At 62.6% G+C, this 22,680-nt stretch carries 20 protein-coding genes; 19 read left to right on the top strand and 1 reads right to left on the bottom strand.

Features of this window, described 5'->3' with window-relative positions:
• The first annotated feature begins 79 nt into the window (after nucleotides 1-79).
• The 17 genes from BDK63_RS15765 (at nucleotide 80) to BDK63_RS15685 (ending at nucleotide 19,370) form a co-directional block, all read left to right on the top strand.
• Nucleotides 80-1,534, top strand: a complete 1,455-nt coding sequence (locus BDK63_RS15765; RefSeq protein ID WP_183333653.1) for a type I restriction-modification system subunit M — start codon at nucleotides 80-82, stop codon at nucleotides 1,532-1,534.
• A 549-nt stretch (nucleotides 1,535-2,083) separates the two neighbouring features.
• Nucleotides 2,084-3,574, top strand: coding sequence for a SulP family inorganic anion transporter (locus tag BDK63_RS15760; protein WP_183333651.1), 1,491 nt, complete (start codon nucleotides 2,084-2,086; stop codon nucleotides 3,572-3,574).
• A 151-nt stretch (nucleotides 3,575-3,725) separates the two neighbouring features.
• Nucleotides 3,726-5,282 carry a sodium/proton antiporter NhaB gene (nhaB, locus tag BDK63_RS15755; RefSeq protein WP_183333649.1) on the top strand — a complete coding sequence of 519 codons (1,557 nt, stop codon included), beginning with the start codon at nucleotides 3,726-3,728 and terminating at the stop codon, nucleotides 5,280-5,282.
• A gap of 85 nt (nucleotides 5,283-5,367) precedes the next feature.
• Entirely contained in the window at nucleotides 5,368-6,222 is an 855-nt protein-coding gene (locus tag BDK63_RS15750; RefSeq protein WP_183333647.1) for a universal stress protein, read from the top strand.
• A 197-nt stretch (nucleotides 6,223-6,419) separates the two neighbouring features.
• Nucleotides 6,420-7,577, top strand: coding sequence for a cyclopropane fatty acyl phospholipid synthase (cfa, locus tag BDK63_RS15745; protein WP_183333645.1), 1,158 nt, complete (start codon nucleotides 6,420-6,422; stop codon nucleotides 7,575-7,577).
• Between the two features lie 34 nt (nucleotides 7,578-7,611).
• A complete protein-coding gene (gene metK / locus BDK63_RS15740) occupies nucleotides 7,612-8,832 on the top strand; it encodes a methionine adenosyltransferase (RefSeq protein WP_183333643.1) in 1,221 nt (406 codons plus the stop codon).
• A 24-nt stretch (nucleotides 8,833-8,856) separates the two neighbouring features.
• Nucleotides 8,857-9,204, top strand: coding sequence for a putative quinol monooxygenase (locus BDK63_RS15735; protein ID WP_027960478.1), 348 nt, complete (start codon nucleotides 8,857-8,859; stop codon nucleotides 9,202-9,204).
• A 60-nt stretch (nucleotides 9,205-9,264) separates the two neighbouring features.
• On the top strand, nucleotides 9,265-9,732 hold the full coding sequence (locus BDK63_RS15730) for an S-ribosylhomocysteine lyase (RefSeq protein ID WP_183333641.1): 468 nt from the start codon (nucleotides 9,265-9,267) through the stop codon (nucleotides 9,730-9,732).
• A 124-nt stretch (nucleotides 9,733-9,856) separates the two neighbouring features.
• Nucleotides 9,857-10,198 (top strand): TraR/DksA family transcriptional regulator, encoded by a 342-nt coding sequence (locus BDK63_RS15725; RefSeq protein ID WP_183333639.1) that lies wholly within the window; start codon nucleotides 9,857-9,859, stop codon nucleotides 10,196-10,198.
• Nucleotides 10,199-10,204: 6 nt separating this feature from the next.
• Complete coding sequence (locus BDK63_RS15720; RefSeq protein ID WP_183333637.1) at nucleotides 10,205-10,687, top strand: hypothetical protein; 483 nt, start codon at nucleotides 10,205-10,207, stop codon at nucleotides 10,685-10,687.
• Between the two features lie 253 nt (nucleotides 10,688-10,940).
• On the top strand, nucleotides 10,941-11,174 hold the full coding sequence (locus tag BDK63_RS15715) for a hypothetical protein (RefSeq protein WP_183333635.1): 234 nt from the start codon (nucleotides 10,941-10,943) through the stop codon (nucleotides 11,172-11,174).
• Between the two features lie 3 nt (nucleotides 11,175-11,177).
• Entirely contained in the window at nucleotides 11,178-11,489 is a 312-nt protein-coding gene (locus BDK63_RS15710) for a hypothetical protein (RefSeq protein ID WP_183333633.1), read from the top strand.
• 60 nt (nucleotides 11,490-11,549) lie between these two features.
• Entirely contained in the window at nucleotides 11,550-13,166 is a 1,617-nt protein-coding gene (locus BDK63_RS15705) for a peptide chain release factor 3 (protein ID WP_183333631.1), read from the top strand.
• A gap of 36 nt (nucleotides 13,167-13,202) precedes the next feature.
• Nucleotides 13,203-15,284, top strand: coding sequence for a HelD family protein (locus BDK63_RS15700; protein WP_183333629.1), 2,082 nt, complete (start codon nucleotides 13,203-13,205; stop codon nucleotides 15,282-15,284).
• A 50-nt stretch (nucleotides 15,285-15,334) separates the two neighbouring features.
• Complete coding sequence (locus tag BDK63_RS15695; protein ID WP_183333627.1) at nucleotides 15,335-16,348, top strand: isocitrate dehydrogenase; 1,014 nt, start codon at nucleotides 15,335-15,337, stop codon at nucleotides 16,346-16,348.
• A 91-nt stretch (nucleotides 16,349-16,439) separates the two neighbouring features.
• Complete coding sequence (locus tag BDK63_RS15690; protein ID WP_183333626.1) at nucleotides 16,440-18,281, top strand: DUF3413 domain-containing protein; 1,842 nt, start codon at nucleotides 16,440-16,442, stop codon at nucleotides 18,279-18,281.
• Between the two features lie 51 nt (nucleotides 18,282-18,332).
• Nucleotides 18,333-19,370: a hypothetical protein gene (locus BDK63_RS15685; protein WP_183333625.1), complete on the top strand. Its 1,038-nt coding sequence runs from the start codon at nucleotides 18,333-18,335 to the stop codon at nucleotides 19,368-19,370.
• A gap of 58 nt (nucleotides 19,371-19,428) precedes the next feature.
• Here the strand turns inward: BDK63_RS15685 and BDK63_RS15680 are convergent, their stop codons facing one another.
• Complete coding sequence (locus BDK63_RS15680; protein WP_343065332.1) at nucleotides 19,429-20,787, bottom strand: glycosyltransferase; 1,359 nt, start codon at nucleotides 20,785-20,787, stop codon at nucleotides 19,429-19,431.
• A gap of 186 nt (nucleotides 20,788-20,973) precedes the next feature.
• On the opposite strand from BDK63_RS15680, the gene rloA3 reads away from it, so the two are divergent.
• Nucleotides 20,974-21,540 carry a retropepsin-like aspartic peptidase RloA3 gene (rloA3, locus tag BDK63_RS15675; protein WP_106232398.1) on the top strand — a complete coding sequence of 189 codons (567 nt, stop codon included), beginning with the start codon at nucleotides 20,974-20,976 and terminating at the stop codon, nucleotides 21,538-21,540.
• A 41-nt stretch (nucleotides 21,541-21,581) separates the two neighbouring features.
• A complete protein-coding gene (locus BDK63_RS15670) occupies nucleotides 21,582-22,556 on the top strand; it encodes a calcium/sodium antiporter (RefSeq protein WP_183333624.1) in 975 nt (324 codons plus the stop codon).
• The last annotated feature ends 124 nt before the right edge of the window (nucleotides 22,557-22,680 follow it).

Genomic DNA, 22,680 nt, shown 5'->3' with positions numbered 1-22,680 from the left:
GGTGACGACCTCGACACGCTGCTGCCCTGGCGCTGGAAAGACACGCTACCGGTCTAACTCACGCCGCAACAGATGGGGTTTGTGGAGCGCTTACGAACAACTCGTCTCCAAGGTCTGGAACTATGCCCATGTGTTGCGCGACCAGGGCGTCTCCTACGGCGACTACATCGAGCAGATCACCTATCTGCTGTTTCTCAAGATGGACGAGGAGCGGGTGGAGCTGCTGGGCGAGGAGACCTGCATCCCCAGCCAGTGGCGCTGGAGCAAGCTGGCGGAGAAAGATGGTGATGACCTGGAACTGCAGTATCGCCATACCCTGGAGGGCCTGGCCCGCGAGAGTGGTCTGATCGGCACCATCTTTCGCAAGTCCCAGAACAAGCTCTCCGACCCGGCCAAGCTCAAGCGGGTGGTCAGCCTGATCGACAAGGGAGGCCCCTGGGTCGGCCTGAAGGTCGACGTGAAGGGCGAGATCTACGAGGGGCTGCTGGAGCGCAACGCCTCTGAGGTGCGCTCCGGCGCCGGCCAGTACTTCACTCCGCGCCCGGTCATCGACGCCATCGTGAAGTGTGTTGACCCGCGGATCGACGAGACCGTGTGCGATCCGGCGTGTGGGACCGGGGGATTCCTGCTCTCCGCCTTCGAGCACATGAAGACCCAGAGCCAGGACCGCGAGAAACTGCGTCAGCTCAAGCACAACGCCCTGCATGGGGTGGATATTGTCGATGAGGTGGTGCGGCTGTGTGCCATGAACCTCTACCTGCACGGTATCGGCAACGGTGGCAGCCCCGTGCATCAAGGGGATGCTCTCTCCGGTGACGGTGGCAAACGCTTCGACGTGGTGCTGACCAACCCGCCCTTCGGCAAGAAGTCCAGCTACAAGGTGGTGGGGGAAGACGGCTCGGTGAGCACTGAGCACGAGAGCTACGAGCGCGAGGACTTCAAGTTCTCCACCTCGAACAAGCAGCTCAACTTCCTCCAGCACATCATGACCATCCTCGACACCCACGGCCGCACCGGCGTGGTACTGCCCGACAACGTGCTGTTCGAGGCCGGCCGGGCGGGCGAGGGCATCCGCAAGCGTCTGCTGGAGGGCTTCAACTTCCACACCCTGCTGCGCCTGCCTACCGGCATCTGGTACAGCCCCGGGGTGAAGGCCAACGTGTTGTTTTTCGACAAGCGTCCGGCCAGCCGGGAGGCGCAGACCAGGGAGCTGTGGGTCTACGACTACCGCACCAACGTCCACAAGACCCTGAAGACCAAGCGGCTGACCCACGCCGACCTCGATGACTTCGTGCGCTGCTACCGCGAACGCCAGGAGACCGAGCGCTTCCGCCGCTTTAGCTACGACGAGCTGATCCAGCGCGACAAGCTCAACCTGGATATCTTCTGGCTCAAGGACGACAGCCTGGAGGACATCGATAGCCTGCCGGAGCCGGACGTGCTGGCCACCGAGATCGTCGAGAACCTGGAGGCCGCCCTGGAGCAGTTTCGCAGCGTAAGTGCGGAGCTGGCCGGGGAGGACGAGCGCACATAAGTGTCCTGTCGCTTCATGCTCTCGATGCGCAGGTGATCAAGAACTCCGTCGGCGTTCTCAGGACCCTGCTATGCCCTCGCTGTAAGCTTGGGGTCGCCGACACCGCTCATCCGCATCGGAGCCTGGAGTCTGGCCAGGCTGAGAGATGTCCTATCCTGCGCATACCTCCCTCAAGTGTGCAATGCAGCATGAATTTTGGTAGAGTACCTAGCTTTCCACGGGATGACATGCAATTTCACCGGGCAAGCTCTGGTGCTATGAACGATGTCGATCATCGCGATAGAAGGCTAAAGCACCCCATGACAACCTCTTTCTCAGGGCTGATGACTCCGCCCTAGCGCTCCCCCCCCTTCTGGGCTCGCCCGCCGTCAACGAGGCGACACGCCCGATCCTCACGCTACGTCAAAGGCGTTACCTCTGACCCGATACGTGCGTGACTCCCACATTTCATTGCTTTGCTCTGCACCTATCTGGGTGTCGGGTGGCTGTGTGCGTCATCGCTATCGTGTCACGAGGCTGAACTGATTCATCCCCTGACTGGACCGCAGCATGTACGAAAAAATGAAATTGAGTTGGTTCTCCAATCTCAAGGGCGACACCCTGGCGGGCATCGTCGTCGCCCTGGCGCTGATCCCCGAGGCCATTGCCTTCTCCATCATCGCCGGGGTCGACCCCAAGGTCGGCCTCTACGCCTCCTTCGCGATCTGCGTGATCATCGCCTTTACCGGCGGGCGTTCGGGGATGGTCTCGGCGGCCACCGGCGCCATGGCGCTGCTGATGATCACCCTGGTCAAGGAGCACGGCCTGGAGTACCTGCTGGCTGCTACCCTGCTGACCGGGGTGCTGCAGATCATCGCCGGCTATCTCAGGCTCGCCGAGCTGATGCGCTTCGTGTCGCGCTCGGTGGTCACCGGCTTCGTCAATGCCCTGGCGATCCTGATCTTCATGGCCCAGCTGCCTGAGCTGACCGGGGTGACCTGGCACGTCTACGCCATGACGCTGGCCGGTCTGGCGATCATCTACGGCTTCCCCCTGGTACCGGTGATCGGCAAGACCATCCCCTCGCCGCTGGTCTGTATCGTGGTGCTGACCGCCGTCTACATGATGACCGGCATGGAGATCCGCAGCGTCGGTGACATGGGCGAGTTGCCCGATAGCCTGCCGGTGTTCCTGTGGCCCGAGGTGCCGCTCAACCTCGAGACGCTGATGATCATCTTCCCCACCGCGCTGATGCTGACCGTGGTGGGCCTGCTGGAGTCGATGATGACCGCCACCATCATCGACGACCTGACCGACACCCGCAGTGACAAGAACCGCGAGTGCAAGGGACAGGGCATCGCCAACATCGGTGCCGGCCTGCTCGGCGGCATGGCGGGCTGCGCGATGATTGGCCAGTCGGTGATCAACATCAAGTCCGGCGGTCGCCGTCGCATGTCGACCCTGATCGCCGGCGTGTCGCTGCTGCTGATGGTGGTGTTCCTGGCCGACTGGGTCTCCCAGATTCCCATGGCCGCGCTGGTGGCGGTGATGATCATGGTCGCCATCGGCACCTTCAGCTGGAGCTCCATCAAGGACCTCAAGAAGCACCCGATGAGCACCAACTTCGTCATGGTCGCCACCGTGGTGGTGACCGTGGGCACCCACAACCTGGCCATCGGCGTCTTCGTCGGCGTGCTGCTTGCGGCCATGTTCTTCGCCAACAAGGTGGGCAACATCCTCTACATCGGCAGCGAGGAGGCCGACGAGGGCAGCCGGCGCATCTACCGGGTGGTGGGTCAGGTGTTCTTCGCCTCCTCCGAGCGCTTCGGCGAGGCCTTCGACTTCAAGGAGACGGTGGAGAAGGTCACCATCGACCTCTCCCGTGCCCACTTCTGGGACATCACCGCCGTCCAGACCCTGGACCGGGTGGTGATCAAGTTCCGCCGCGAGGGCACCGAGGTGGAGATGATCGGCCTCAACGAGGCAAGCGCCACCATCGTCGACCGCTATGCGGTGCATGATGACCCCGAAGCCGTCGAGAAGCTGATGGGCGGTCACTGACGCATCGACGGTTGTTCCGTCCCGGTGGACTCGCCGGGGCGGGGCCGTCCGATGACCCGTCATACAGGAGATCTTCCCCCTGTCCGACCTCCCCGGCGCGATGCTGGACTGGTCCGATCCATCCCCACCTCCAACGCCAATGTTGATCACCATGCCCCACGACCAAGCGACCCTCGCCACGCCACGCCCTTCCTCCCCCCGATTGTTGCTGGGGGGCGCCTTCCGCAACTTCCTGGGCAACTCGCCGATCTGGTACAAGATCGCCATTCTTGCCTTTCTCGTCTTCAATGCTCTCTGCCACTGGTCCTTGGGAGAGCAGTCCGGGACCTTGTTGGGCTGGCTGTTGCTGGGCCAGTTTATCTTTACCTTGGCCATGGCCCTGAAGTGCTATCCGCTGTTGCCCGGGGGCCTGCTGGCTCTGCAGGCCGTTGCCCTCGGACTGACCTCTCCGGAGTCGGTGCTCGGCGAGGTGGAGCACAACCTGGCGGTGATCCTGCTGCTGATGTTCATGGTGGCGGGGATCTACTTCATGAAGAACCTGCTGCTCTTCACCTTCACCAAACTGCTGATCCATGTGCGTTCCAAGTACCTGCTGTCGCTGCTCTTCTCGGTGATGGCGGCGTTCCTCAGCGCCTTCCTGGATGCCTTGACGGTGACCGCGGTGATTATCGCCATCGCCGTGGGCTTCTACTCCGTCTATCACAAGGTGGCCTCCGGCAAGAGCTACGACCATAACCACGACCACAACGACGACGCCCCGGTGCGCGCCGAACTGCGCACCGAACTGGACGACTTCCGCGCCTTCCTGCGCTCGCTGCTGATGCACGGCGCCGTGGGCACCGCCTTGGGAGGCGTGGCCACCATGGTGGGCGAGCCCCAGAACCTGCTGATCGCCAAGGAGATGGAGTGGGGCTTTGCCGACTTCTACCTCAATATGCTGCCGGTAAGCCTGCCGGTGCTGGTGGCGGGGCTACTCACCTGCTTGGCCCTGGAGAAGCTGCAGTGGTTCGGCTACGGCGCCGCCATGCCCAAGACCATTCGCAAGATCCTCAAGGACTATGACCACTACAAGGCCAGCAAGCGCACCAATCGGGAACGTGCCCAACTGATCGCCCAGGCCCTGGTGGCCGTCTTCCTGGTGACGGCCCTGGCCCTGCATCTGGCCGAGGTGGGGCTGATCGGCCTGGCGGTGATCGTGCTGCTGACCAGCTTCAACGGCGTCAGCGACGAGCACCAGATTGGGAAGGCCTTCCAGGAGGCGCTGCCATTCACCGCCCTGCTGGTGGTCTTCTTCACCGTGGTCTCGGTGATCCATAGCCAGCACCTCTTCCAGCCCTTTATCGAGATGGTGCTGGCCCAGCCGGCAGAAGGGCAGGCGGGGCTCTTGTTCTTCGCCAACGGCCTGCTTTCGGCGATCTCCGATAATGTCTTCGTGGCCACCGTCTATATCAGCGAGCTCAAGGCGGCCTTCCTGCGCGGCGACCTGGGCGCCGAACAGTTCCGCTTGCTAGCCATCGCCGTCAATGCCGGCACCAACCTGCCCAGTGTGGCCACCCCCAACGGACAGGCCGCTTTCCTGTTTTTGCTCACCTCAGCTATCGCGCCGCTGCTGCGGCTTTCCTACGGCAGGATGGTGATCATGGCTTTCCCCTATGCGGTGGTGATGACCGTGGTCGGGTATTTGGGAGTGACCCACTTGGTAAGTTGAGACCGATGAACTCGAGGCTCCGCGCTTCTGTCGGCAAGCGGGAAGGGGCGAGAATCCAAAAGCCAATCAAAAGGATACATATAGAATGACAGAACAGGTAATGGCCGCCATCGACGGCTCACAGTTTTCCGAAGGGGTCTGCGACTACGCCGCCTGGGCGAGCCTGGCACTGAGCGCCCCGCTGACCTTCTTGCACGTGAACGACAACCATCTGCCGCCGGAGGAGCGAAACCTTTCCGGCAACTTGCTGGCCGGCGGTCGTGAGCGACTGCTCAAGGAGCTCGCCCAACTCGACGAGCAGCGCGCCAAGGTGGCCCAGGAACAGGGCCGGCTAATGATGAAGGCGTCTATCGAGCGGGCCGTCGAGGATGGCGTGAGAGATCCTTCCGGCCGCCAACGCAACGGCACCCTGGTGGAGACCCTGGAGGAGCTGGCCGACGAGATCCGCCTGCTGGTGGTGGGCAAGCGCGGCGAGACGGCCCACCAGGACAGCGGTCACCTGGGCTCCAACCTGGAGCGGGTGGTGCGCACCCTGCACCGGCCGATCCTGATGGTACCGGCCACCTACAAGCGGCCCGAGAAGGTGATGCTGGCCTTCGATGGCAGCAAGACCACCCGCAAAGGGGTGGAGATGCTGGCCAAGAGCCCGCTCTTCGAGGGTATTCCGGTACATGTCGTGATCGTCGGTGCCGAGACCGGCGACAACCGCTCCCAGCTTGAGTGGGCGCTCAAGGCCCTGCGTGATGAGGGCCATGAGGCCGAGGGCGCCATCCGCGCCGGCGAAGTGGAGGCGACGCTCCACGCCTACCAGGAGGACCACAGCATCGACTTGCTGGTAATGGGCGCCTACGGACATTCACATATCCGCCACCTGCTGGTAGGCAGTACCACCAGCGAGATGCTGCGCAAGTCACACATACCGGTGCTGCTGCTGCGTTGAAGTTCCCGAAACCGGCCCACCGCTCCTTTTGGTGTGTGCCGGTTTTTTTCTTTCCAGGCACGCCATTGCCCTGTATAGGACCCGAAAAATTGACGATCCTTCCGCCCTGATTCGCGCTTCCGTTATGCCCCACTCACACCGAGGACCCCTGATGTCATCACCTCTCCTGGCGAGAGGGCAGTACAAGGAAGCGACCCTTGAACAGCAATACCTTTGCTCATTCGGCATTTTTCGATGAAACCTCTTCCTCGCAGCGCTTCGTCGCTGAGCTGCTGGGGAAAGCAGATATCCGCATCAACGGCGACCGCCCCTGGGATATCAAGTTCAACGCCCACGGCGTCATCGACGAGGCACTGGCCCGCGGCAACCTGGGCCTGGGCGAAAGCTACATGAACGGTGACTGGGACGCCGAGCACCTGGACGAGTTTTTCTTCCGCCTGCTGCGCGCCCACCTCCCCGAACAGATCAACCCGCGCAAGCTGGTCTTTCATCACCTGCGCACCCGCCTGATCAACCTGCAGACCGCCAGCCGCGCCTTCGAGGTCGGCGAAGCCCATTATGACCTCGGCAACGACTTTTACGCCGCCATGCTCGATCCGCGCATGACCTACACCTGCGGCTACTGGAAGACGGCGGAGACCCTAGATCAGGCCCAGGAGGCCAAGCTCGACCTGATCTGCCGCAAATTAGAGCTCGAGCCTGGCATGCGCGTGCTCGACATCGGCTGCGGCTGGGGCAGCTTCATGGCTTATGCTGCCGAGCACTACGGCGTGGAGTGCGTGGGCCTTACCATCTCTCGCGAACAGGCCGACTTCGGCAAGAGCCTGATGCAACAGGGCCTGCCGGTGGAGTTCCGTCTCAAGGACTACCGCGACGAGACCGAGCGGTTCGACCGCATCGTCAGCATTGGCATGTTCGAGCACGTCGGTCGCAAGAACTATCGCACCTACATGGACGTCGCGAATCGTTGCCTCAAGGACGATGGCCTCTTCCTGCTGCACACCATCGGCAAGAACGTGCGCGATACCTCGCCGGACCCCTGGCTCGACAAGTACATCTTCCCCAATGGCGAGCTGCCGGCCCTGGGGCATGTCACTGATGCTGCCGAAGAATTGTTCGTGGTCGAGGACCTGCACAACTTCGGCGCGGACTACGACAGGACACTGATGGCTTGGCACGAGAACTTCGAGGCCGCCTGGCCCCAGTTCGCCGACACCTACGGTGAGCGCTTCTACCGCATGTGGCGCTACTACCTGCTGAGCTGTGCCGGTGCCTTCCGCGCCCGCGATATCCAGCTCTGGCAGTTCGTGCTTAGCAAGAAGGGCAAGCTTGGCGGCTATCGCCGCGTCAGCTGATAGTGCGTTACCACTCACTCACCTGGAATTCCCGATGAGCGACTACTCCCTCTTTACCTCCGAGTCCGTGTCCGAGGGGCATCCGGACAAGATCGCCGACCAGATCTCCGATGCGGTGCTCGACGCCATCATCGCCCGCGACAAGAACGCCCGGGTGGCCTGCGAGACCCTGGTCAAGACCGGCGTGGCCATCGTCGCCGGCGAGATCACCACCTCGGCCTGGGTCGACCTCGAGGCGCTGGTGCGCGAGGTGATCACCGGCATCGGCTACACCTCCTCGGACGTGGGCTTCGACGGCGAGACCTGTGGCGTGCTCAACCTGATCGGCAAGCAGAGCGTGGACATCGCCCAGGGGGTCGACCGCAGCCAGCCCGAGGACCAGGGCGCCGGCGATCAGGGCCTGATGTTCGGCTACGCCACCAACGAGACCGACTCCTACATGCCGGCGCCGATCCACTATGCGCACCGGCTGGTGGAGCGCCAGGCCGAGCTGCGCAAGCACGGCCTGCTGCCCTGGCTGCGTCCCGACGCCAAGAGCCAGCTGACCTTCCGCTACGACGCGGCAGGCAAGCCCTGCGCCGTGGATGCCGTGGTGCTCTCCACCCAGCACGACCCGGAGATCGACCAGGAAGAGCTGCGCAAGATGGTGCGCCGCGAGATCATCGAGCAGGTGATCCCCGCCGAGTGGCTGACCGCGACCACCAAGTACCACATCAACCCCACCGGCAAGTTCGTGATCGGCGGCCCGGTGGGCGACTGCGGCCTGACCGGGCGCAAGATCATCGTCGACACCTATGGCGGCACCGCCCGCCATGGCGGCGGCGCCTTCTCCGGCAAGGACCCCTCCAAGGTCGACCGCAGCGCCGCCTATGCCGGCCGCTACGTCGCCAAGAACCTGGTCGCCGCGGGACTCGCCGACAAGTGCGAGATCCAGGTCTCCTATGCCATCGGCGTGGCCGAGCCCACCTCGGTCTCGGTCAACACCTTCGGTACCGGCCGGGTGGACGACGCCCGCATCATCGAGCTGGTGCGCGAGCACTTCGACCTGCGGCCCAACGCCATCACTCGCATGCTCGACCTGCTGCATCCCATGTACCAGCTGACCGCGGCCTATGGCCACTTCGGTCGCGAGCCCTTCGAGACCAGCTACGCCTGGACCGACACCCAGGGCCAGGAGCATATCGAGACCTTCACGGCCTTCCCCTGGGAGGCCACCGACAAGGCCGCTGGCCTGCGCGACGCCGCCAGGCTCTGACCCCCGACGACACGGAGAAACAAGATGTCCCAGAAGCTCTACTGCATCGCCAACTTCAAACCCAAGCCCGGCCGCGAACAGGCAGTGTTCAAGGCCCTGCAGGCGCTCGAGCCCAATGCGCACCGCGAGGACGGCTGCCTCCAGTACACGGTGACCCGGCATATCGATCACCCCAACGCCCAGGGTGCCAGCTACCCCATCGTCTTCCACGAGATCTGGGCCAGCCGAGAAGCCTTCGAGGCGCACTGCAACCGTCGCGAGATCAAGGCGTTCTTCGCCAGCCAGGTCGAGGCTGATGACGGCGACGTGGATCATGCCAATGTCTGCGTCTACACCGACGAGCCCCACGACTACGACGCCCCGGAACTCTGAATCCGGCATAAATGGCACGGGCATGACCGCCCGTGCCCTTGCATACCACAGGAGATCCTCATGACCGAGCAGAAGATGAACGTCGAGAGCTTCAACCTGGACCATACCCAGGTGAAGGCGCCCTACGTGCGCCTGGCCGACATCAAGGCCGGCGAGAACGGCGATCGCATCCACAAGTACGATATGCGTATCTGCCAGCCCAACCAGGACCACATGGAGATGCCCGCCCTGCATTCCCTGGAACACCTGATGGCCGAGCTCTCGCGCAACCACTCCAACAAGGTGGTCGACATCAGCCCCATGGGCTGTCAGACCGGCTTCTACATCGCGATGATCAATCACGATGACTACGCGGGGGTGCTCGCGCTGCTAGAAGGCACGCTCAAGGACGTGCTCGAGGCCACTGAGGTCCCGGCCTGCAACGAGATGCAGTGCGGCTGGGCGGCGAGCCACAGCCTGGAAGGCGCCCAGGTTATCGCCCGCGGCTTCCTGGCTAAGCGGGACGAGTGGGACCAGGTCTTCGCGTAACTCACCTTCTCCACCCGCGCTACAAATTCATCATCAAAGCGGCTACGTTGATTGTTTCGGCCGGTGGATCGCAGCAGAGAGCCAATCCGCCGGCCCCCTTGCCTCGCTGAACGAGGGGATTGAGATGAATCATCCGGAACTCGATATCGAGAAGATCACCCGTCAGCTGGCGGACGCCAAGGCCCTGCTGATCGACCAGAGCTTCGAGAGCAAGGAGAGTCGTGCCACGGTGATGCTGGACCAGCAGTCAGTGGGCCGCCTGTCGCGCATGGATGCCCTGCAGGGCCAGGCCATGGCCAAGGCCGAGGAGGATCGTCGACAGCTGGCGATCCGTCGCATCGACGCGGCCTTGGCTCGCCTGGATCGGGGCACGTTCGGGGAGTGTATCGAGTGCGGTGAATGGATCGCCGTCAAGCGACTGGAGTGGGATCCCACCGTGCTGAAATGCATCGATTGTGCCGAGTGAGGAGAGATGCTGAAACTGACGCAGAATAACGTGACGATAGAGGTCATCCATCGGGAGGGCCTTGATGAAGAGTCCCTGGAGGCCGTGGTGGTGCCAGCCACCGAGGCGCAGCGGCGCAACCTTGGCACGGCAGCAGTGGGTCAGGCCTGGATGGCATGGTCACCCGGTGAGGCCACCCCCAAGATGATCAAGTTCATGCCTCCCTCCCGGGTGTCGGAGGAGGGATGGCGGGAACTCCTCAAGTGCTACCGGTTTGCCATCCGTGCTGCGGATATACACGAAGTCGCATCCCTGGCCTTACCGCTTCCGGAGGAGGTGGGGTTGCCTCCCCTCGAGGATGGCCTCGCAGCAAGGCTATGTCTGACGATCCTGAAGGAAGCCGGGGAGCACCATCACCTGAAGCATCTCCAACTGATTGCCAGCGGCCATGATGAGGCTGTGCTGTATGCCAATCGGCTCGTCGAGGAACAGGGCGCCCGTGCCCCCTGACTTGAACAGCCGTTCAAGGGTTTGTTATCGTAAACGCCTATTTCCCTGACCATCCAGATACCTTGCCGAGGTCGCTGGTAACTGCAAGAGGAGCAATCCGTTGACACAGTTACTCACCGACACCTTCCCCAGTCCGCCCTAGCGCGTTTCCCTCTATTTGCATCCTGTTCGTCGGCATCTCATGTGATGTCGGATCCTAGCGTTTGCCCGACTCCCGGTTTGCATAAACCGTGGGTCGAGAGAGGGAATAGCAATGAGCGGCCAAAGTGCCTTTCTCCCCGACGTTGGTGAGCTCTCCTCAGCGGATGGCTGGATCAGCGTTCACCACTACCTGCCACTCGATTCGCGCACGAGCCTGCTGGTGGTCTACCAGGACATGCACGACGCCGGCGTGACGTCGGCCTCCTTCGAGCGGGGACGTTTCCTGAGCCGAACCAATCGGGCCCTGGTACGAGGCGTTCGGGCCTGGCGTTTCCAGGAGGCATGATCCATGAACACTCTTGATCAATTGTCATCGTCGCGCGTCCAGCAGCTGCTGGAGCAGGGCTACTTGAGCATCGACCAGCAACGTCCCGCGCAGGGTGACTGTGTGGACTACGACCTGTTGTTCATGGGGCAGCGCGTATACGGGCATCGCACCCTGTCAGGGGTGGCGCTAGAGGCTGACCAGGCGCTCAATCCCATCGATGCCGTGCTGCTGATGGGGGCGGGGCCGGGCATCAGCTCGGTGTATTGGCGCCACCATGACCCGGTGCTCGCCGAGCAGGAGTCGGCTATCGCCAGGGAGCCCGCCTGGGATTAGCAACGCGTCGTTTCTCGTGTTGTTCAGAGACTCCCACTTCGCGTTCCCATCAGGTCAACCATGTCATCAAGCGCAACCCTCAAGACTGCCGCCTCTCTCCCGCAGGAGGTGGCGAGACGACGTACCTTCGCCATTATCTCGCACCCGGATGCCGGCAAGACGACGCTGACCGAAAAGCTGCTGATGTACGGCGGTGCCATCCGTTCGGCGGGTACCGTCAAGGGCAAGAAGAGCCAGCAGTTCGCGACCTCGGACTGGATGGAGGTCGAGAAGCAGCGTGGCATTTCGGTGGCCAGCTCCGTCATGCAGTTCGAGCATGACGGCTGCGTGATCAACCTGCTCGACACCCCCGGCCACCAGGACTTCTCGGAGGACACCTACCGGGTGCTTACTGCGGTGGATGCGGCGCTGATGGTCATCGATGCCGCCAAGGGTGTCGAAGCGCAGACCATCAAGCTGCTGGAGGTGTGCCGGCTACGCCGGACGCCGGTGATCACCTTCATCAACAAGATGGACCGCGAGGTACGTGACCCCCTGGAACTGATCGACGAGATCGAGGAGATCCTGGGCATGCCCTGCGCACCGATCACCTGGCCCATCGGCATGGGCAAGCAGTTCGCTGGTGTCTTTGATCTGGATAGCGAGCGAATGCTCAAGTTCACCCCGGGGGAGAGTCGTCCCGAGACCGACCTCGAGGTGCTGGAGGGAGAGGATCATCCCTACCTCGTGGAACACTTTCCGATTGCCCACGCCACCTTCAAAGAGGAGGTGGAGATCGTGCGCGAGGCGGCCGAATCCTTCGATCATGAGGCCTTCCTCGCCGGCGACCTCTCGCCGGTGTTCTTCGGCTCCGCGATCAACAACTTCGGCGTGCGCGACATCCTCCAGGCGCTGGTGTCCTGGGCGCCTCCGCCCCGCCAGCGCGAGGCTCGTCAGCGTACGGTACGGCCCGACGATGGTGCTTTTACCGGCATCGTGTTCAAGATCCAGGCCAACATGAATCCCCAGCATCGGGATCGCATTGCCTTCCTGAGGATCTGTTCCGGGGAGTACCGCCAGGGCCTCAAGGCCAGGCATGTTCGGAGCGGCAAGACGATCCGCCTCGATCACGCCATCACCTTCATGGCCCAGGAGCGGGCCCATCTCGCTTCCGCCTTTGCAGGCGACATCATCGGCATTCCCAACCATGGTCGCCTGCGGATTGGAGACGTGATCACCGAGGGCGAGGTGCTGGAACTCGAGGGCATCCCCCATTTCTCACCCGAGATCTTCCGCATGGCGCGGCTCAATGACCCGTTGCGGGCCAAGCAGCTCAACAAGGCACTGCTGGAGCTGGGTGAGGAGGGCACCATCCAGGTATTCGAGCCGCTGGAGAAGACGGGAATGATCCTGGGTGCCGTGGGGCAACTGCAGTTCGAGACCGTTGCCCACCGGTTGCAGACCGAATACGGGGTCGATGCTGCCTTCGAGAGTGTGCCGGTACACAAGGCGCTGTGGGTCAGCAGTGAGGATGCCGCCGTGATGAAGCGCTTTACCCAGGCCAATGCCAACCGCCTGGCCAGAGATGCCGCCGGGGCGCTGGCCTTCATGGCGCCCAACCGGTCGGTCCTCGATCTGACCATCGAGAAGTGGCCCGAGATCGACTTCAACAGCACCCGTGAGGTGGGCGCGACCTGATCCCCTTACCCCGAATACCGACCTGAACGGACCACGATGAACCAGAAAGCCGATACCCCCGAGCGAGCGGCCGAGCGGCGGCAGCTCGATCACACCCTGGAGCGCATCGAGGCCAACTTGGCAGAGCTCGAGGGGCGTCTTGCCGACTATGCCGAGGATATCCAGGCGCAGAAAGAGTACCTCTGGACGAGCCGCGACGAGATGGACCATATCGAGAAGATCTCGGCACGCGAGTCCATCGAGCAGGCGGTGATGACCGGCGACAACGCCCTGGCACGGCGCCGCAAGCTCGAGAAGCTACGGCATTCCCCTTACTTCGGGCGCTTCGACTTCGCCCGAGGCGGCAAGGCCGAGCCGGTTTACATCGGCATTCACCACTTCCACGACGACCTCGCTGGGGTGAGCCGCGTCCACGACTGGCGGGCGCCCATCGCCTCGCTGTTCTACGACTACGAGACCGGTCCCGCCACCTACGAGAGCCCCGAGGGGCCGGTGGCCGGCGAGATCTCCCTGAAGCGGCAGTTCCGCATCAAGGGCGGCGAGATCGAGCTGATGATCGACAGCGCGGTGCACGTGGTCGACGAGGTGCTCCAGGAGGAGCTGAGCCGCGCCTCCGATGAGGGCATGAAGAACATCGTTGCCACCATCCAGCGCGACCAGAACGCCATCATCCGCAATGACGAGGCCCAGGCGTTGGTCATCCAGGGAGTGGCCGGCTCCGGCAAGACCTCCATCGCCCTGCACCGCATCGCCTACCTGCTCTACCGCTTCAAGGACAGCCTGAGCTCCGAGGACATCCTGATCATCTCGCCCAACCAGGTGTTCTCCGACTACATTGCCAACGTGCTGCCGGAGCTCGGTGAGGAGACGGTCAATCAGGTCGGCATGGAGGAACTGGCCGATGAGCTGCTCGACGGCCAGTACCGCTTCGAGAGCTTCTTCGAGCAGACCACGGCGCTGCTGGAGAAGGACGACGAGGCCATGAAGGCGCGTCTTCGCTACAAGGCCTCGCCGGACTTCCTGACCGAGCTCGACCGCTATGCAGGTCACGTGGAGGCCAACCGCTTCGCCGCCGAGGACCTGTGGATCGCCCGGCGGCTGGTGCCCGCCTGGCTGCTCGAGGAGGTCTTCCGCAAGCATCGTCACCTGCCCACCAATGAACGCCTCAAGCAGGTGAGCTGGGAGATCGAGCGCAAGATCGGCAACCAGTACAACTACGACCTGGAACCCGAGGAGCGCAAGCAGCTCAAGGCGGCCGTCAAGACGATGCTCAGGCAGGCGACCCTGCGCGAGACCTACAAGGGCTTCTACGACTGGCTGGGACGGCCGGAGCTGTTCAGGACCGCCTCCCGGGGGCGGCTGGAGTACGCCGATGTCTTCCCGCTGATCTACCTGAAGATGCGACTGGAGGGCGTGCGCTCGCGCTGGCGCGAGGTCAAGCACCTGCTGATCGACGAGATGCAGGACTACACCCCGGTGCAGTATGCGGTGATCGGCCGACTCTTCTCGTGCAAGAAGACCATCCTCGGCGATGCCTTCCAGTCGGTGAATCCCTACAGCGCCTCGAAGGCCGAGGAGATACGCCGGGTACTGCGCCAGTCCTCCTGTGTGACCCTCAACAAGAGCTATCGCTCGAGCCTCGAGATCACCCGTTTTGCCCAGCGCATCTCGCCCAATCCCGAGCTGGAGGCGATCGAACGTCATGGCGAGGAGCCGGCGGTGCTCAAGGCCCGCACCCGCAAGGCGGAGCTCGCCACCATCGGCGAGCTGGCCCGCGACTTTGCTGCCTCCGAGCACAACACCCTGGGGATCGTCTGCAAGACCCAGAAGCAGGCAAGGAAGGTCTTCGAGGCGCTGGAGAGCGGCGAGCATGGCGACTTCGAGCGGCTGCAGCTGCTCGGCGAGACGAGCAGCGCCTTTGGCCAGGGTATCGTGGTGTGCACCGCCCACATGGCCAAGGGCCTGGAGTTCGACCGGGTCATCGTGCCCGAGGTCACGGCGAAGAACTATGCCACCGACATGGAGCGCAACCTGCTCTACGTGGCCTGCACCCGGGCCATGCACCGCCTGGCGCTGACCCATGCCGGCCCCCTGACATCCTTCCTGGATTCCGCCTGAGGGGCGGTCTCCATTTCATGCAACACACCACCCACCACGAGGACCCTCAGGTGAGTCAAACGATAGCGGTATTGAAAGGTGACGGCATTGGCCCCGAGATCATGGAGGCCACCCTGCGCGTGCTGGATGCGCTCGACTGCGACCTGACCTACGAGTTTCATGATGCCGGCCTTGCCGCCCTGGACAAGCATGGCACCCTGGTACCCCCCGAGACGCTAGCGGCGATCGAGACGCACCGCGTGGCCCTCAAGGGGCCGCTGACCACCCCGATCGGCAAGGGGTTCTCCTCCATCAACGTGCAGCTGCGCCGCCACTTCGACCTCTATGCCAACGTGCGTCCGGCGATCAGTTTTCCCGGTACCCGCTCGCGCTATGACAACATCGACCTGATCACGGTGCGCGAGAACACCGAAGGCGCCTATCTCGCCGAAGGCCAGAGCCTCTCTGAGGATGGCGAGACCGCCCTGTCGAGCATTCGAGTGACCCGCAGCGGCTCCGGGCGTATCGTGCGCTACGCCTTCGAGCTGGCTCGCCAGAAAGGTCGCCAGAAGGTCACCGCGGTGCACAAGGCCAATATCATCAAGACCAGCTCTGGCCTGTTCCTGGAGGTTGCCCGCGAGGTGGCCAGGGACTATCCCGAGATCGAGCTCGAGGAGATGATCGTCGACAACGCCTGCATGCAGCTGGTGATGAATCCCAACCAGTTCGATGTCATCGTCACCACCAATCTGTTCGGTGACATCCTCTCCGATCTGTGTGCTGGCCTGGTCGGTGGTCTGGGCCTGGCCCCGGGGTCCAACATCGGCAGTGAGGTGGCCATCTTCGAGGCGGTGCACGGCTCGGCGCCGGACATCGCCGGCAAGAAGATCGCCAACCCCTGTGCCCTGCTGCTGGCGGCGGCCGACATGCTCGACCATCTGGGGATGGTGGAGAAGGGGGCGAAGATCCGGGGGAGCATCCGCGAGGTACTGGAGAATGACCGCGAGCAGGTCACGCCGGACATGGGCGGCAGCGGTAATACCGACACTTTCGCCGATGCTTTGGTCAAGGTAGTTCGAAGATAGAATGTCTTAGAATGGGGCACGCTTGCTGGCGTCTTTCGCCCGATTTTCCTGCATCGACTGCAAGGGCCCCTGGCCTTTCGAGAACTCGCGCATGACCCATCGACTCCTGCATCGGTGGCGCTGGCTTGGCGCCTGGACCCTGGCCAACCTGCTGCTTGCCTGGGTTATCTCGCTGCGCTATGTCGGCTACATCCAGCCTGAGAGGGCCGAGCAGTGGAGCTACCTGTTGATGGTGTTCCTCGGCCATCTCTCGCTGCTGGTATGGCTGGGAGCCCTGCCGCTGTTCCTTCTGGCCACACTGTTGCGAGGCATCGGGCTATGGCTGGTAACCACCCTGTGGGCGAGTGGCCTGCAGCTGCTGCTGCTGCTTGATACCTTCGTCTACGCTCAGTATCGCTTCCACCTGAGTGGCTTCATCCTCGACCTGCTGCTCAACGCCGGGGGAGACGTGTTCAGCTTCTCATGGGTCGCCTGGACACTGGCCGTCGGTGGCGTGCTGGGCATGTTGGCGGTACAGGGCGGTCTCGGGCTGATGTTCAAGCGACGTCCACCTTCACGGCCTGTGGGCGCAACGCTGGTAGTGAGCTTGTTGGCCCTGCTGGGGGTGCACGGCTGGCATGCCTGGGCGGATGCCCACTATGACCGCGACATCACCGGCATGACGCGCCATGTGCCGGTCTTCTATCCGGCCACTGCCAAGCGTTTCTTCGTCAAGCAGGGATGGGTCGATCCCCAGGCAGTGCGCGATCGGGTAGATCTCGAGGCGACGGAGGGTGAGGCGCAGGACCTGGTCTACCCCTTCGCACCGCTGAGCTGCTCGCCGCCAGTGTCTCCCGACAACCTGCTGCTGGTGGTGCTGGATACCCTGCGTCACGACATGCTCACTCCCGAAGTGATGCCGAATCTTTACCGGTACGCCAACCAACCCGGTTGGTTCAGGGCGCGTGAACATATCAGTGGCGGCAACTCCACCAAGGCTGGCGTCTTCAGCCTCTTCTATGGCCTGCCCGTCACCTACTGGGATGCCTTCAGTGCGAGCCAGACGCCACCGGTGCTGATGGAGCGATTCGAGGCTGCCGATTACCGCTTTCAGGTTCTCTCTTCTGCGACGCTGGTGAGCCCTGCCTTCGACCGTAATGTTTTCGCCGGCCTCAAGGATATCTCGCTGGAGCCAGCACAGGGCGAGCCCTGGGAGCGCGACCAGCAAATCACCGATGACTGGCTAGCCTGGTTGGACAAAGAAGATGCAAGGTCGGATGATCGGCCGTTCTTCGGTTTCCTGTTCTATGACGCCGTGCACGGTTACAGCCATCCGCCTGACTTCCAACGGTTCACGCCCTATTGGGAGCATATCAACCACATGAGCCTGGGGCCTGACTTCGATCCCGAACCTTACCGGAACCGCTATCGCACGGCGGCGCGCTATGTGGACCAGCAATTGGGACGCGTACTTGAGGATCTGGAGCGCCGTGGGCGGCTTGAGGATACTGCGGTGGTGATTACCTCAGACCATGGTGAGTCCTTCAACGAACATGGCAAGAACTACTGGGGACATGGCAGCAACTTCACGCCGGAGCAGGTCCAGGTTCCGCTGGTGATGCATTTGCCGGGACGGTCCGGTGGTGTGCTGGAGCGGCGAACGCACCACGCCGATATTGCACCTACGCTGCTCGAGGAACTGCTCGACTGTGAGTCGGCTCCTCAACGCTACACCCTGGGGCAAAGCCTGTTGGACGTCGAACCCCATCGCGACTGGATGCTCTCGGGCAGCTACATGGGTTATGGCATCCTGATGCCCGACTATCAGGTGGCCGTGCACCCCACAGGGGCCTTCGAAGTCTACGACTACCGCATGAACGAACTCGACGAGATCGAGCCCCAGGCCAGAGTGTCGAACGAAGTACTCAGGGCGCTGTCGAGGTTCTATCGTTAAGGGCACCAGCCATGGAGCATTGCCGGCTTCAGCACACGGAGTAGATCAGCTATGACCCACGCGACCATTCTTCAGCAGGGCACCATTCACTGCTTCCCCGCTGGCCTGCGGGATCAGAAAGGTGACCTGGTCAATGCCGAGGTGTCGGCGGTGGTGTACGACGGCAAGCGATTGATCCTGGCCAGCGACAAGCCGATACCGGGCGAACAACGCTCCGCGGTCTTTGCCTTGCCGATGACCTCACAGGGCCCCGATGACAGCGAGCTTGAGTACTTCACGACACCTCTGATCAAACAGGCCGTCAAGTACGAGGACTTCGCCCTCACCGCTGATGGCCGTCATGTCCTGGCCACCACCGGCTTTGATCGCATCGATGACGTCAGCCATGACCTCAACGCCTACAATCACCTGCTGATCTGGCCGCTGGGCGAACCCGACAAGGTGCAGGTGGTGGATCCGGATCCGCGTGACGGTGTAGCGGGGTCACTGGAGCTGCGCCGCAAGCTCGACCATGCGATCGGCTTCCCGTACTACAAGATCGAGGGGCTGGCGGCGATACCCGGTGAGCGTGGCGATGGCCTGCTGGTGTTCGGAATCCGAGAGCAGGGGCAGTCCCATGATGACTTCGCCTATGTCAGCCGGCTGGTAGGGGCGCACTATGAGATCAGCGATCAGGGCAATCTGGTACTGATCGACGAGATGCATGACCTCTACGCCTTCGAACCGGGCGATCACGAGAGCGTGCGCTTTGAATGTGGCCTCTCGAGCCTGGAATACGATCCCTATCATGCCCGGCTCTATCTGCTGACCAGCTTCGAGACCGAGCAGGACGGTGTCCCCCATATCGGGGGTTACCTGTGGGTGATGGGGCTCGAAGATTTACCTTCGGGTCGACAACCCACGCTGGTGACCACAGCAGAGGGAAGCCCCCTTGAATTCGAGCACAAGGCTGAGGGGCTCGCGGTGCTCGATCATGAGCGGCTCTTCGTCGCCTACGACAATGACCGTCACATGCATCTGGGAAGTGTCGACGAACGAGACGAACGACATGCCTGCGAAGCGCCCTATAGCCTGCTTCATGTCTCCTGACTTCGGCGGTAAGGCATTTTTCTGGGTTTGACGAAAAGGGCCTTGTACCACCCCATCATCAATCCGGCCCGGTATCGACGTCACTGTCGCCCGTTCCGGGAGAAGGTGCGGGGGCGTCCTCACTAGTTCCCGGCCACCAGGCGGGGCCCCGTGCACTCAGTTCTGACCGCACGAGACGTTTGAGCAGACGGCCCCGGTAGCACAGCATTTGCCACTCGGCGCCCAGTCGGCTGCGTATCCTGTCCCATCCGCCATCGTCGGCGTGGGTAAAGGGGCCACCTTGAGCAATGACCTGCCGATACACGGCAAGGCACCGCTCGGCACAATGGGCTTCATCATAGGTCGCGGCCGTCACCAGTGCAGACTCGCAAAGAGGAAGACGGCGCCGAGGTTCCTGCAGACTCACAAGAGCATCGACCATCGCCTCGCCATCGTCACCGTCAAGCAGACGGCCGTTGTCGCCATCGATCACCACCTCACGGATGCCGGGGGCCGACACCGCGACGACCGGCAGGCCGGCGGCCATGGCTTCGGCCACCACCATCCCCTGGGTCTCGCTGTGGGAGGCAAAGGCAAAGACATCCATGGCATGGTAGGCGTCGATCATTGCCTGCTCCTTCAGTCGGCCGGTGAAGTGCAGGCGGTCGGAAACGCCCCGTGAGTCGGCAATGATCGCCATGCTGGATTGAGCCTCACCTTGACCCACCACGAGGAAATGAGCCGTCGGGCAAGCCTGGAGGGCTTGGCTAACCGCCTCGGCAAGAAAAGCCAGATTCTTCTCGTGAGCCAGGCGACCTACGTGCCCAATCACGTAGGCCTGTTGAGGGATCCCGAGACGCTCACGCCAGTAGCACCGATTCCCCTGGGCAAACCGTGCCGTTGCGACGCCACTGGGCACCACGCTGATGGCTGGGTTGCCCTCGCGCTCGAGAAGCAGCTGACGAATGCTCTCGCTGGGGACGATCACGGCATCGCACAGCCAGGTGTACTGCGTCGCCAGGGAGGTAGCGAAGCGCTGCATCCGTGGCGAGTCCCCTGGCACATAGTGGGTGTAGTGTTCGTAGAGGGTGTGGTGCGTGAATACCAGCGGCAGTCCATAGGTCTCGGCGGCGCGACAGGCTGTATCGCCCAGCAGGAAGGGGTGATGGGAATGCACGATATCGGGCTCGAAGGCCTCGATGGCGTCATACAGCTGTCCGGGAATCGGCACCGGCAAGGAAAAGTCGCTGCCATTGAAGTTCTGAACGGCGGCGACTCGGATCACGCCCTCTTCCTCTTTCGGCTGGCCCTCCAGTTTCGGCGCTACCAGCAATACCCTGTGCTCTTGCCCCTGCAACTGTCGCTTTAGGCGCTGCACTGACTCGCTGACGCCACCGACAATCGGCAGGAAAGTGTTGGTGAACATCAGGATATTCACATGGGTGCTCCAAGGTGGGTCTGCGGCGCGATTCTGACGGCCTCACTCAGGATCCTCCAGTCCTGCCTTCATACCAACTTATCGGGATCCGGAACTTCACTGTAGTGACCTGGTCAGGGAGGGGCTTGGCACAAGGCCCTAAGCCGCAGGGCGGCATACCGTTCTATAGCAAGGAGTAGCCTAGATATGAAATATTTAAAATCAGCATGTTATGCAACGATCTTGGTTGTCGCCGGAGGGCTGGCCAGCGCTGCCATGGGCGCAGACGCGGCGACCTATGGCTGGGTGGAGACCGCCACCGTCGAACCCTGGGGGGCCGAGGTCAAGGTAAAACTGGACACCGGTGCGCTCACTTCCTCGATGCAAGCCGAAGAGATCGAGACATTCGAACGTGACGGCGAGGAGTGGGTGCGCTTCACCGTCGAAGTCGAGGATGAGGACACGGATGAGGTAGTATCACGCACCTTCGAACGTGAGGTATTTCGTAACCTGTTGGTCAGTGGCGCCGGTGGGGAGGATCGTCGCCCCGTGGTACTGATGACGATCTGCATGGGCCAGACCCTCCATGAGGAGCAGTTCAGCCTGGAGGATCGCGATGACATGAACTATCCCGTGCTGCTCGGGCGTCGCACTATCCAGAGCCTGGGGGAGGTCGATGTCACGCGCACCTTCGTGCATGACCCCGACTGTGATGAGAATAGCCAACTGATTCGCCACGCCGACCATGATTACGACGAAGACATCGGCATCTGACGGGACGCTGTCATGCCACTCGCGACCATTGAGGAGACGCTGTGCTGTTACCAATTCTGGCCATCATCCTGGGGATCATGCTGCTCCTGTGGAGTGCCGACCGCTTCGTTGAGGGCGCCGCGGCGGTGGCCGGACATCTCGGACTGCCATCTCTGGTAATTGGCATGGTGATCGTCGGGTTCGGCACCTCGGCACCGGAGATCGTGGTATCCATTATGGCGGCCCTGGATGGCAACCCCGACCTGGCCCTCGGCAATGCGCTAGGATCCAACATCTACAACATTGGCCTGATCATTGGAGTGACGGCACTGATCGTGCCGATCGCCGTCCACTCGACGATCATTCGCCGTGAACTGCCGCTGCTGCTGCTGTTTGGGGCCGTGGCCGGGGCACTCTTCTGGAACGGACAGCTCAGCCGACTGGAATCCCTGCTACTGCTGCTCGGGTTCTTCGGTCTCATGGGCTGGACGATCTGGACGGCACTGCGTGGCAAGGGTGACCCGCTGGCCGCGGAGACCGAGCAGGAGCTCGCCTCGCATGCCATGACGCTCGGCAGGGCCATCGTCTGGCTGGTGGTCGGCCTGACGCTGCTACTGGTGAGCTCGCGGATGCTGGTGTGGGGGGCCGTCTCCGTGGCGAGTGCCTTGGGCGTGAGCGACCTCATCATCGGCCTGACCATCGTGGCCCTCGGTACCTCCCTGCCCGAGCTGGCGTCATCGATCGCCGCGGTACGCAAGGGAGAACACGATATCGCCATGGGCAACGTCGTGGGTTCCTGTATGTTCAACCTGCTGGCGGTGGTAGGCATTGCCGGTGTCATCGCGCCGATGGAGGCCCTTTCAGTAGATATCATGCTGCGTGACTGGCCGGTGATGATGGCCATGGTTGTGAGCCTGTTCGTCATGGGCTATGGGTTCCGCGGCGAAGGGCGCATCAATCGCATCGAGGCCAGCGCCCTGCTGCTGGGCCTGGTGGTCTACAACGGCTGGCTGGTCAATGCCGTGCTGACGGTCTGAGCGAAGCCGTCGCAGGCCAGGGTTGGTTTCGGGTAAGGAACTTTGCCACGTGGTCGCTGTATCAAGGGCGCTGTCATGTTTCATGCACTCGAAAGACAGGAGCCCATCGTGATACCCAAGCGCC

This window comes from Halomonas campaniensis (assembly GCF_014193375.1).
In the GTDB taxonomy this organism is placed as follows: domain Bacteria; phylum Pseudomonadota; class Gammaproteobacteria; order Pseudomonadales; family Halomonadaceae; genus Halomonas; species Halomonas campaniensis.
Note: the sequence above shows the minus strand (reverse complement) of the source record. Positions and strands in the feature narration are given on the sequence as shown.